Genomic DNA, 12,700 nt, shown 5'->3' with positions numbered 1-12,700 from the left:
TATTATTTGAAAAATGTTTACAAAATCTTATTTAAAGGTAAATATATGCATGATTTTGAACAAAATTATAAAATAATGCGTTGGCTATTAATGATAATCTTAATAGTACTAATAAAAGAACGGGCATTAATATTACGAAACAGATTAGTGAAGGTATATTAAAAGGTGATAATAACATGACGAAAAAAGGATACGGGGAGTCTACCGGTAAAATTATTTTGATAGGTGAACACGCAGTAACTTTTGGTCAACCTGCTATAGCTATTCCATTTAATTCCGGTAAGATTAAGGTTTTAATTGAAAGTCTTGAAAAAGGGAATTATTCAGCTATCGAAAGTGATGTTTATGATGGACTATTGTATGATGCACCAGAGCATTTAAAGTCTATGGTAACGCGCTTTATTGAGAATACAGGTGTAGAAGAGCCATTATTAGTTAAAATACAAACGAATTTGCCGCCTTCTAGAGGCTTAGGCTCAAGTGCTGCTATAGCAGTAGCATTTACGAGAGCGAGTTATGATTTCTTAGGCAAATCGTTAAGTGACGCAGAATTAATTGAAGAGGCCAATTGGGCTGAGAAAATTGCTCATGGTAAACCAAGTGGTATTGATACACAAACTATTGTCTCTAGCAAACCTGTTTGGTTCCAAAAAGGACATGCAGAAACGTTAAAAACATTACAATTAAATGGTTATATGGTTGTCATTGATACAGGTGTAAAAGGTTCTACAAAACAAGCAGTCGAAGACGTTCACCAATTATGCGAATCACCAGAATATATGAAACATATTGAACATATTGGGAATTTAGTATATCAAGCAAGCCAGGCAATAGAACATCACGATTTTAATCAGATTGCCCGTATTTTCAATGAATGCCAGCAAGATTTAAGAAATTTAACAGTGAGTCATGATAAAATAGAAGAGTTGTTAGAAATCGGTAAAGCACACGGTGCCATTGCAGGTAAATTAACTGGTGGAGGCCGAGGTGGCAGTATGTTATTACTTACTGAAGATTTAAAAACAGCTAAAAACATTGTAGCTGCAGTTGAAAAGGCTGGGGCAGCACACACATGGATTGAGAATTTAGGAGGTTAACCCATTGGCAAAGAGTGGTAAAGCACGCGCACATACAAATATCGCATTGATTAAATATTGGGGTAAAGCTGATGAAAAATTGATAATACCTATGAACAACAGTTTATCAGTATCATTAGATAAGTTTTATACGGAGACGGAAGTCACATTCGATAGCGATTACCCTGCTGATCAATTGATTTTAAATGGTAAAGTAGCCAATGAGAAAGAAACTAAAAAGATTCAATCATATATGGATATTGTTAGAGAAATCGCAGGTACAGATTTACATGCACGAATTGATAGCCAAAACTTTGTACCAACAGCAGCTGGTCTAGCGTCATCTGCAAGTGCTTATGCAGCATTAGCGACTGCATGTAATGAAGCGTTACAACTTAATCTATCAGATAAAGATTTATCACGTTTAGCACGACGTGGTTCTGGCTCAGCTTCACGCAGTATTTTTGGTGGATTTGCGGAATGGGAAAAAGGTCATGATGATGAAACATCTTATGCACATCCTATAGATGCAGATCACTGGGAAGATGAACTTTCAATGATATTTGTGGTCATTAATAATCAATCGAAAAAAGTATCAAGTCGATCTGGGATGTCATTGACACGTGATACGTCACGTTTTTATCAATATTGGTTAGATCATGTCGATGAAGACATTAAAGAGGCTAAACAAGCAATTGAAGCTAAAGACTTTCAACAATTAGGTGAAGTGATAGAGGCCAATGGTCTACGTATGCATGCAACGAACCTAGGTTCTCAACCACCGTTTACATATTTGGTTCAAGAAAGTTATGATGCGATGGCTATCGTTCATGAATGTCGTGAGATGGGAGTGCCTTGCTATTTCACTATGGATGCAGGCCCTAATGTAAAAGTCCTTGTTGAAAAGAAAAATAAACAATTAGTCATCAATCAATTTTTAAAACATTTTGAAGCATCACAAATTATTGCGAGTGATATTATCGCTACAGGCGTTGAAATAATTAAGTAAGGAAATGATAGAATGATTCAGGTCAAAGCACCCGGTAAACTTTATATAGCTGGTGAATATGCAGTTACAGAACCAGGGTATAAGTCTGTCTTAATTGCACTAAACCGCTTTGTTACAGCTACTATTGAACCTTCTACACAAGTTGAAGGTACGATACACTCAAAGACATTACATCATGAACCGGTCACTTTTTATAGAGATGAGGACAGTATTGTCATTTCTGATCCTCAAGCAGCCAAACAACTTAACTATGTAGTTACAGCAATAGAGGTATTTGAACAATATGCTAAAAGTTGTGACATTCCGTTAAAACACTTTCATTTGACGATAGACAGTAACTTAGATGATGCGAATGGTAACAAATACGGACTTGGATCGAGTGCAGCAGTATTAGTTTCAGTAGTTAAAGTATTGAATGAATTTTATGAACTAGAACTATCCAATCTTTATATTTATAAATTAGCTGTTATTTCTAATATGAAATTACAAAGTTTAAGTTCTTGTGGCGATATCGCAGTAAGTGTTTATAGTGGTTGGCTAGCGTATAGTACATTTGATCATGATTGGGTGAAACAACAAATAGAAACGACATCGGTCAATACAGTTTTAGAGAAAAACTGGCCTGGGTTGCATATCGAGCCGTTGCAAGCACCAGAAAACATGGAAGTTCTGATTGGATGGACGGGATCACCTGCATCGTCTCCGCATTTAGTAAGCGAAGTTAAACGACTCAAATCCGATCCGGCTTTTTATGGTGAGTTCTTAGATCATTCACATCAATGTGTCGAATATTTAATTCATGCATTTAAGACGAATAACATTAAAGGCGTTCAAAAAATGATTCGTCAAAATCGTGCTATTATTCGTAAGATGGATGATCAAGCATCAGTTGATATTGAAACAGATAAATTAAAATCATTATGTGATATTGCAGAAAAGCACGGTGGTGCTGCTAAAACCTCAGGTGCTGGTGGTGGCGATTGCGGTATAACGATTATTCATCAAAATGTAAATAAGCAAAAGATTTACGATGAATGGTTAAAGAATGATATCAAACCATTACAATTTAAAATCTATCACGGACAATAATCAAACAACCTTAACAATGATTACTAATGATCATCTATCTTATCGTTCAGATGGTCATTGAGCTTTTCATTTAAAAAAGGTTGTTTTTTTATGTTCTAATATCGTGTTGAATAAAATTGACCTTGAATTTTTAAATAAAAAGAGTAAAATAATTAGAGTTGATAATTAATAGAAACGATTGGTACAAAAGTGATAGAAGAACGTTGAACACTAGCTCATGTGTTCTTAATAAGGAACATAATAGTAATGTGTATACATAAGAAATACTAATATTTAATGAAAAATTAGTATTTTAAAAGCCATTATTGGCCGAACATAATGAGATAATCAGGCTAGGACATAAATATTATTTCTGTCCCTCTCCCAGACAAAATAATTGGACGTTAAATAGTAGTGTAGGAATAAAGCAAATGAGCAGAAAGGTGGGAAGCAATATGAAGAATAAATTTTTAATATGTGATGAATGTCAGGCTGTAAATATTAAAACATTAAAAAAGAAATTAGAGAAACTTGATCCTGAAGCAGAAATAGAAATTGGTTGTCAGTCATATTGTGGTCCTGGTAGACGAAAAACCTTTGCATTTGTGAATAATCGTCCACTTGCCGCTTTGACTGAAGAAGAATTAATGGAAAAGGTTACGAAACAACTTAAAAAACCTAGAGATCCTGAAGAAGAAGAGCGACTAAGAAAGCGAAATGAAGAACGTAAACGTCGTAAAGAAGAACAAGATCGTAAATTAAAAGAAAAGCTAGCTAAGAAAAAAGCAATTAAATAATATAAAATGAATGAAGAGGTCGGGACAAAATCTTGTTTTTGGAATACCCTTAAAGGGGGTTCAAATGAACAAAACGTTTGTCAGATCTCTTTTTTGTTTGTGAAATAAAAGCGATTTCCTTATGAATGATTAGATTTAATTTAGGGTAAATATATAATCACTAAAGGAGAGATGTCTAGTATGGCTAAAGAAGTCACTTTAGGTAAATCAGATGTTAAAGTTTTCCCTATTGCATTAGGTACAAATGCAGTTGGTGGGCACAACTTATATCCAAATTTAGATGAAGAACAAGGTAAAGAAGTGGTAAGAAAAGCAATTGATCATGGTATTACTTTACTTGATACAGCCTATATATATGGGCCAGAACGTTCTGAAGAATTAGTTGGAGAAGTAGTCAAAGAATATCCAAGAGAACAGGTTAAAATTGCTACAAAAGGATCTCATTATTTCGATGAAGAAGATAATGTACAACAAAATAATGACCCTGAATTTATTAAGCAACAAGTTGAAAACAGTTTAAAGCGTCTACAAACTGACTATATTGACTTGTATTATATTCATTTCCCAGATGATAATACGCCAAAAGACAAAGCTGTCGCTGCTTTACAAGAGTTGAAAGAAGAAGGGAAAATCAAAGCTATTGGTGTATCTAACTTTACATTAGACCAATTGAAAGAGGCCAATAAAGATGGTTATGTAGATGTTGTACAATTAGAATACAATTTATTGCATAGAGAAAATGAAGATGTAATGCAATATGCAGCAGAAAATCAAATTACATTTGTACCATACTTCCCATTAGCATCTGGTATTCTTGCAGGTAAATATGATGAAGATACAACATTTGATGATCACCGTGCGACTAGAAGAGACTTTAAACCAGAAGTGTTTAAAGATAACGTCCGTCGCGTTAATCAACTTAAAGATATCGCTGAAACACATCAAACTTCTATTGCTAATATTGTTTTAGCATTTTATTTAACTCGTCCTGCATTAGACGTTGTTATCCCTGGAGCTAAACGTGCAGAACAAGTGATAGAAAATATTGATGCAGCTAATGTCGAATTATCTCAAGATGAAATTAATCAAATTGATGCATTATTCCCGATTAATAAATAATATTGAAAGTCATGAAATCATTTGAGTCACTAACTTTTTTAGAATATGCCCGTAAAGGAACTAGCACATAGTTTTTTACGGGTATTTTTTTAATGGAAAAATTATCTTTGGATAATAACAGTATTTTGCTCAATACATACATAAAACTTTTATAAACGGGTAAGGAAAGATATTGAATAAATGAAAGCGTTTCAAACTGAAATGATATAGGAGGAATAATGAATGATTACGGTATTATTTGGTGGTAGTCGTCCAGAAGGCAATACTGCACAACTCACAAAATATGTTCTAGAAAATGTTGAACACCAGTGGTTAGATCTTACTAAATATCAATTGAATCCAGTAAGAGATGTGCGTCATGATAATAAAAATATTGAGACATATTCTGATGACTACGAACAACTCATACAAACTGTATTAGATAGCGATGTCGTTATCTTTGCGTCACCGGTTTATTGGTACAGTGTATCAGCTTCAATGAAAGCTTTTATTGATCATTGGTCTGAATCGATGGTAGATCCAAGATATTCAGATTTTAAAGAAGTGATGTCTAAAAAAGAATTTAGATTAATTTTAGTGGGTGGCGATTGTCCGAAAGTTAAAGCCAAGCCATGTATTGCTCAAATGAAATATACATTAGAATTTATTGGTGGCGAATTAGCAGGCTATATTGTTGGCACGGCCGAAAGACCTGGAGACATTATGAAAGACACCTACGCTTTAGAAAGAGCTAAAGAATGGAATAACAAATTTAGTCAAAGCAATTCTTAAGATTGTTTAAATAGGTAATGACTTAATACACCCCCTTTACTATAACTTAATGTATCGGGGGGTCTTAATATTTTATGAGTCGTTTCAACAGTAGAGGCATCATTAAAAAAACGATTTATAAAAATGATAGATGTTTTCATAAATACTTTTAAAAAATATATAAGTACAAAACGTTTAATTCACTCTATTAAATGAATAGGATATATATGTGATATAATACATTTATTAATAACTTGGAATTGTTAGGGGAGACATACATGTATAGAGTTAGAGAAGCAACAAGTGCCGATGCGGTAGCAATTAGAGATGTCGCAACAAAGGCTTGGTACAATACGTATTTAAATATTTATGCTGCAAGTACGATCAATGAATTATTAGCAGCTTCATATAATGAAGAACATTTGAAGAAACGCATGCAAGAACAACTATTTTTAGTTGCCGAAGAAGATGAAGAAATTGTTGGCTTTGCCAATTTTATTTATGGAGAAGAATTATATTTATCAGCACATTATGTACATCCTGAATCACAACATAAAGGATATGGGACACATTTATTAGAAAAAGGGTTAGAGGCATTTAAAGGAAAATATGATACGGTTTATTTAGAAGTAGATAATCAAAATAATGAAGGCATTCACTTCTATAATGAACAAGGATTTGAAACGGTTCGCTCATATCAACCTGAAATGTATGGCGAAGTTATGAATTTGGCTTTAATGAAAAAGACGTTCTAAGACATTTGTCATAAATATATATCAAAGACAGAGACATTGATGAAAGTCTCACATAAAAAGGAGGTATTACATGACACAATCATCGTATACAACGAGTAAATTAGCAGAGGAAAAGGTATTTAAAGATCCTATACATAGGTATATCCACGTTAAAGACCAGTTGATTTGGGATTTAGTTAAGACAAAAGAATTTCAACGATTACGTAGAATTAAGCAACTTGGCACATTATATCTTTCCTTTCATACAGCTGAACATAGTCGTTTTGGTCACTCTTTAGGCGTTTATGAAATTGTTCGCCGCATGATAGATGAAACGTTTGAAGGTCGTGACGCGTGGGATAACAATGATCGTCCTCTTGCTTTATGTGCTGCATTGTTACATGATTTGGGTCATGGACCTTTTTCTCATAGCTTTGAAAAGATTTTCAATACCGATCACGAAGCATTTACTCAGGCAATTATCACCGAGGATACTGAAGTAAATGAAGTGCTAAGTCGTGTGTCAGATACATTTCCTCAAGAAGTGGCAGATGTGATTAATAAAACACATCACAATAAACTAGTTATTTCTATGATATCATCTCAAATTGATGCTGATAGAATGGACTATTTACAACGAGATGCGTATTTTACAGGCGTGTCTTATGGTGCGTTTGATATGGAACGTATATTACGATTAATGCGCCCATCAAAAGACGAAGTGTTAATAAAAGAAAGCGGCATGCATGCCGTTGAAAATTTTATCATGAGTCGTTATCAAATGTATTGGCAAATTTATTTCCATCCAGTTAGTCGTGGTGGAGAAGTATTGCTTAATAATTGTTTAAAAAGAGCAAAGCAATTATATAATGAAGGTTATCAATTTAAAAAGTCACCTGAAGATTTTATTCCATTCTTTGAAGGTACAATGACGATTCAACAATATGTAGATTTAGACGAAGCGGTTGTCTTATATTATTTGAAAAAGTGGATTGATGAAGATGACGAGATTTTAAGTGATTTATCACGTCGTTTTATTAATCGTGATTTATTTAAATATATTCCATTTGATGGTTCAATTATTACCATTTCTGAACTTCAAGAACTATTTGAATCGGGTGGCATTAATCCAGATTATTATTTTGTAAGCGAATCATTTTCAGACTTGCCTTATGATTATGATAGACCGGGTTCCAATCGTAAACCGATTCATTTATTGAGACGAGATGGTACGATAAGAGAAATAAGTAATCAATCACTAGTGATAAATAGTATTACAGGTATTAATAGAGAAGACTATAAATTGTACTATCCAAAAGAATTAGTTTTAAATATTGAAGATGACATGATTAAAGGCTCTATTATTAATCTATTAAATGAATTAAATTAATGATTTGATAGAATGTGATCGCTCATTTAATATAGTAATCAGTTGAAAATTGTATGAGGAGGTACCGATGGTGACTGAGAAAAAAGGATTTAATTTTAACATCATAAAAAATGACCCATTAGATGGCCATAAAGGTACAAATATCGGTTCAATCAGTCTAGATAATATTGCGCCTGTCTTTATAGATGTTGAAAATCAAGAAGCCTTTGTTGATATTGGTGGTATGCATGCCCGTGCTAAAGTTGAAAAAGGTGTAAAATGGATAACAGATAAATCAGAAGTAGAAGGCGAAGAAGCTAAAGAATACTGGCTATGTTGGGTTACAACTGAAAGAGGCGAAAATGGCCCTTACTATGCAGGTGTAACAGCATGTTACTTATTAGTAAACAAAAGTATAAGACGTGGTTATAAGAGCATGCCAGAACACGTTAATATGATGGATAAATCAATGAAACATCAAATTATTATAGACCATATTGGTGAAGACAATAAAAAAGTATTAAAAACATTTTTACAAAATCATAATGAAGAAATGTGGAATAACTCTACCGAAGCATTGTTTAAGGCATTGGGATAAACCCAATTGTAAATGTAAATGAATTTTATCTAAACAATTAGAGCTTTAACTTAGTATTAATTTGATATTATAGGTTACTTTTCCTTATAAAAAATATAGGAAGAAGTAACCTTATTTTTATAAGGGTATTAATATTTAAAGTATTATTTTTGAAATATATTAATAAAATGTTTGAAAGTATTAACAAATTCATCAAAAAAATGTATATTTAAATTAAATAAAAAAATAAGGAGGTATTATATGTCTGAACAACAAAAAGATAACAATGCGTTAGTTTTTATAATCCTTGGATGGGTCTTTTCTGGGTTATCACTAATTATACTGCCAATTATATTTGGTCCAGCAGGTGTTGTTTTTGGTGCTTTAACAATTAGTAAAGGTAAAAAAGTACATGGTATAGTTATTATCATTGCTGCAATTGTTTTTGCATTAATTGGATTTACATTAGGCTATATTATTGCTTCGCAAGCAGGTCTTTAAATTTTATAAATAATTACATAAAACTATAAATAAGCTACTCATTTCTATATAGAAATGAGTAGCCAGTTTTTTAAAGTAATCATTATCGATATACAATCAAAAAGAGAATAGGGGATGGGTTTATGCAATTCAAATTAAAAGAAGAGGAACTGATTGATTTTTTAGAGTTGAAATTTCCGGAACATAGCTTTGTTAAAGGTAGGCTTTTAGTGGGGCAGCATAAGCAAGAAGATTTGCATGTCTATTATTTAGGGGAAGAAACGTTGGCGTGTTTAACCATTGCATTTAAAACATTTGAAATTAAAGATGCTGATATTTTAGATTATGAGCCATTAAAAGAAATTCGTCTTAAAGATGGTTTGCTGTTTAGAAAAATGCAAATCATTACTGACGGTGGCATATTAAAATATGGTACATCTAAAGCGTTGTTAACTGACTTCCAAAATGACAATTACAATCAATTTATTGGTGGTAATAAGGAAAAAGTGATCTATAAAGACGGCGCCTTTCAATAATTAATAAGCGTGGATAAATCGTGTTTACTCATAGTTGTGATAATGATAATATAAAAAAAGAAATAAATATCATTATAGAATATGAGGTAAAAAAATGAATAAATTAATATTCATGACAGCATTGATTTTTGGCAGCGTATATTTCTATAAGTATCAACTTGAAAAACGCAAATATCAAAACCATATTGTTGACATAGAATCATTAGAAGATGTTATTGAGGCTAGATAGGATAAAATGAGTGGATAAGCTATTTTTGGCTTATCCACTCATTTTATATTTATTAATAAATTCAATTGTCCAATACTACAAGCAATAGGGCAATTATGCTATAATATCATGTATTATTGTGTAGGATAAGGGAGTAGTAAATTGGAAAATAATGTTAAAATCCAAACGAAACAGATAATTAAACAAAATGGCGAAAAAGAGAAGTTTGATTTTACTACTGAAGGATCATGGCACAAACGTCAATCTCACATCATTAGATATACTGAACATATAGATGATGCCAACGTGAACGTAACCATTAAAATAGAAGAAGATGGCGTGAAATTGATTCGAAAAGGCGATATTAATATGAACTTTCATTTTGTAGAAGGTGCTGAAACAACTACATTTTATGATATACCTGCAGGCCGTATTCCGTTAAATGTTAAAACGTTAAGTATTCTACATTTTGTTACCCCAGATGGTGGTAAACTGAAAGTACATTACGAATTATTTCAAAATGAAGAGAAAATGGGTTCATACCAATACGAAATAAATTACAAGGAGTTAGGCTAATGAACATAATAGAACAAGTCAAACAGACGCTAGTTGAAGAAATTGAAGCAAGTATTAAAAAAGCTAAATTAGCAAATGACATTCCAGAAATTAAAATAGAGATTCCTAAAGATGTAAAAAATGGCGACTATTCAACGAATATTGCAATGGTACTTACTAAAATAGCTAAACGTAATCCACGTGAGATTGCACAAGCTATCGTGGATCATTTAGATGCTAGTAAAGCGCATGTTAAAAAGGTTGATATCGCTGGGCCAGGATTTATCAATTTTTATTTAGATAACCAATATTTAACAGATATTATTCCAGAGGCTATTCAAAAAGGCGATCAGTTCGGTAAAGCAGAAGAATCTAAAAATAAAAATATTTTACTTGAATATGTATCAGCTAATCCAACAGGAGACTTGCACATTGGTCATGCACGTAATGCGGCAGTTGGTGATACATTAGCTAACATTTTAATAGCAGCAGGTTATCATGTGACACGTGAATATTATATTAATGATGCTGGTAACCAAATTTCAAATCTTGCACGTTCAATTGAAACACGTTTCTTTGAAGCATTAGGTGATGACAGTCATGAAATGCCAGAAGATGGCTATAATGGTAAAGATATCGTTGAAATCGGTAAAGATTTAGCGGACAAACATCCGGAAATTAAAGACTATAGTGATGATGAACGTCTGAAGACATTTAGACAGCTTGGTGTAGATTATGAAATGTCTAAATTGAAGAAAGATTTATCAGACTTCAATACGCATTTTGATAATTGGTTTAGTGAAACGTCTCTATATGAAAAAGGCGAAATTAAAGAAGTGTTAGCTAAAATGAATGAATTAGGTTACACATATGAAGCGGATGGTGCAACTTGGTTGCGTACATCAGATTTTAAAGATGACAAAGACAGAGTACTAATCAAAAAAGATGGCAATTACACTTATTTCTTACCAGACATCGCTTATCATTTTGATAAAGTACAACGTGGTAATGATATTTTAATCGATTTAATGGGTGCTGACCATCACGGTTATATCAACCGTTTGAAAGCGTCACTTGAAACATTTGGTGTAGATAGTGATCGTTTAGAAATTCAAATTATGCAAATGGTACGTCTAATGCAAAATGGCGAAGAAGTAAAAATGAGTAAACGTACAGGTAATGCCATTACATTACGTGAAATTATGGATGAAGTCGGTGTCGATGCGGCACGTTATTTCTTAACAATGCGTAGTCCTGATACACACTTTGATTTTGATATGGAATTAGCGAAAGAACAATCGCAAGATAACCCAGTTTATTATGCACAATATGGTCATGCACGTATTTGTTCTATCTTAAAACAAGCTAAAGAACAAGGTATAGACATTAGTACGGACGTTGATTTTTCAAAAATCACTAATGAAAAAGCAATTGAATTATTGAAAAAAGTGGCAGAGTTTGAACCAACAATTGAAAGTGCAGCAGACTCAAGAGCACCACATCGTATGACAAATTATATTCAAGATTTAGCGTCACACTTCCATAAATTCTATAATGCTGAAAAAGTATTAACAGATGATATTGAAAAAACAAAAGCTCACATTGCGCTTGTAGAAGCAGTAAGAATTACTTTAAACAATGCATTAGCATTAGTTGGCGTATCTGCTCCAGAGTCAATGTAATTTAAAATGTGATTAAACCCTTATAGCTACTACAGTTATAAGGGTGTTTTTATGACTATGTAAATGGGGGATATTTTGTTACAAACAGAAGAATTATATAACATTTTATATCAAAACATGGGACCCCAACATTGGTGGCCTGCAGACAGTAATATTGAAATGATGTTAGGAGCAATCCTTGTTCAAAATACCAATTGGAGAAATGCTGATTTAGCTTTACAATCATTAAAAGAAGCAACGGATTTTAACCCAAAATATATATTAAATATGCCATTAGAAAACTTACAAATGGTGATTAAATCAAGTGGTTTCTATAAAAATAAGGCTAAAGCGATTCTTGCATTATTCTCATGGTTAGATCAACATCATTTTGATTATGACCGTATTGTTACACAATATAGGGATGATCTTAGAAAAGAATTATTAAGTATACGAGGCATTGGTAGTGAAACAGCGGATGTATTGATCGTGTATATTTTTGGTGGGGTAGAGTTTATCCCAGATAGTTACACGAGACGATTATATGCCAAACTCGGTTATGCGAATACGGATAGTTACGATAAATTTAAAAAAGAAATACAATTACCTTCAACATTTACCAATCAAGATGCGAATGAATTCCACGCATTGTTAGATAACTTCGGTAAAAATTACTTTAATATTAAGAATGGTACACATTATACATTTTTAGATACTTATTTTGAATCATCTGTAAATGATTAGACGACCAAAATGTATTG

14 protein-coding genes are annotated in these 12,700 nt (G+C 32.6%); all 14 read left to right on the top strand.

The window, feature by feature from the left end:
- The first annotated feature begins 176 nt into the window (after positions 1 to 176).
- A complete protein-coding gene (gene mvk / locus EL082_RS10415; protein ID WP_002465887.1) occupies positions 177 to 1,097 on the top strand; it encodes a mevalonate kinase in 921 nt (306 codons plus the stop codon).
- Between the two features lie 4 nt (positions 1,098 to 1,101).
- Positions 1,102 to 2,085 carry a diphosphomevalonate decarboxylase gene (gene mvaD / locus EL082_RS10410; protein WP_002465901.1) on the top strand — a complete coding sequence of 328 codons (984 nt, stop codon included), beginning with the start codon at positions 1,102 to 1,104 and terminating at the stop codon, positions 2,083 to 2,085.
- Positions 2,086 to 2,097: 12 nt separating this feature from the next.
- Positions 2,098 to 3,174, top strand: coding sequence for a phosphomevalonate kinase (locus EL082_RS10405; RefSeq protein ID WP_049415611.1), 1,077 nt, complete (start codon positions 2,098 to 2,100; stop codon positions 3,172 to 3,174).
- A 434-nt stretch (positions 3,175 to 3,608) separates the two neighbouring features.
- Complete coding sequence (locus EL082_RS10400) at positions 3,609 to 3,950, top strand: YuzB family protein (RefSeq protein WP_002465900.1); 342 nt, start codon at positions 3,609 to 3,611, stop codon at positions 3,948 to 3,950.
- 180 nt (positions 3,951 to 4,130) lie between these two features.
- Entirely contained in the window at positions 4,131 to 5,069 is a 939-nt protein-coding gene (locus EL082_RS10395) for an aldo/keto reductase (RefSeq protein WP_002465883.1), read from the top strand.
- Positions 5,070 to 5,291: 222 nt separating this feature from the next.
- Entirely contained in the window at positions 5,292 to 5,840 is a 549-nt protein-coding gene (locus EL082_RS10390; protein ID WP_002465852.1) for a flavodoxin family protein, read from the top strand.
- A gap of 257 nt (positions 5,841 to 6,097) precedes the next feature.
- Positions 6,098 to 6,574 (top strand): GNAT family N-acetyltransferase, encoded by a 477-nt coding sequence (locus EL082_RS10385; RefSeq protein ID WP_015365332.1) that lies wholly within the window; start codon positions 6,098 to 6,100, stop codon positions 6,572 to 6,574.
- 70 nt (positions 6,575 to 6,644) lie between these two features.
- Positions 6,645 to 7,943: an HD domain-containing protein gene (locus tag EL082_RS10380; protein WP_049415616.1), complete on the top strand. Its 1,299-nt coding sequence runs from the start codon at positions 6,645 to 6,647 to the stop codon at positions 7,941 to 7,943.
- 67 nt (positions 7,944 to 8,010) lie between these two features.
- Positions 8,011 to 8,520 (top strand): YwhD family protein, encoded by a 510-nt coding sequence (locus EL082_RS10375; RefSeq protein ID WP_002465872.1) that lies wholly within the window; start codon positions 8,011 to 8,013, stop codon positions 8,518 to 8,520.
- Positions 8,521 to 8,760: 240 nt separating this feature from the next.
- Complete coding sequence (locus EL082_RS10370) at positions 8,761 to 9,000, top strand: hypothetical protein (RefSeq protein ID WP_002465897.1); 240 nt, start codon at positions 8,761 to 8,763, stop codon at positions 8,998 to 9,000.
- Positions 9,001 to 9,122: 122 nt separating this feature from the next.
- Entirely contained in the window at positions 9,123 to 9,515 is a 393-nt protein-coding gene (locus tag EL082_RS10365; protein ID WP_002465907.1) for a hypothetical protein, read from the top strand.
- A 370-nt stretch (positions 9,516 to 9,885) separates the two neighbouring features.
- On the top strand, positions 9,886 to 10,299 hold the full coding sequence (locus tag EL082_RS10360; protein WP_002451067.1) for a YwiB family protein: 414 nt from the start codon (positions 9,886 to 9,888) through the stop codon (positions 10,297 to 10,299).
- Positions 10,299 to 11,960, top strand: coding sequence for an arginine--tRNA ligase (gene argS, locus EL082_RS10355; protein WP_002465906.1), 1,662 nt, complete (start codon positions 10,299 to 10,301; stop codon positions 11,958 to 11,960). The genes EL082_RS10360 and argS overlap by 1 nt, the downstream gene beginning before the upstream one ends.
- 75 nt (positions 11,961 to 12,035) lie before the next feature.
- Entirely contained in the window at positions 12,036 to 12,683 is a 648-nt protein-coding gene (locus EL082_RS10350) for an endonuclease III domain-containing protein (RefSeq protein ID WP_002465896.1), read from the top strand.
- The last annotated feature ends 17 nt before the right edge of the window (positions 12,684 to 12,700 follow it).

The organism is Staphylococcus warneri, assembly GCF_900636385.1.
Lineage (GTDB): Bacteria > Bacillota > Bacilli > Staphylococcales > Staphylococcaceae > Staphylococcus > Staphylococcus warneri.
The sequence above is the reverse complement of the archived record's forward strand: the minus strand, read 5'-3'. Positions and strand labels throughout refer to the sequence as shown.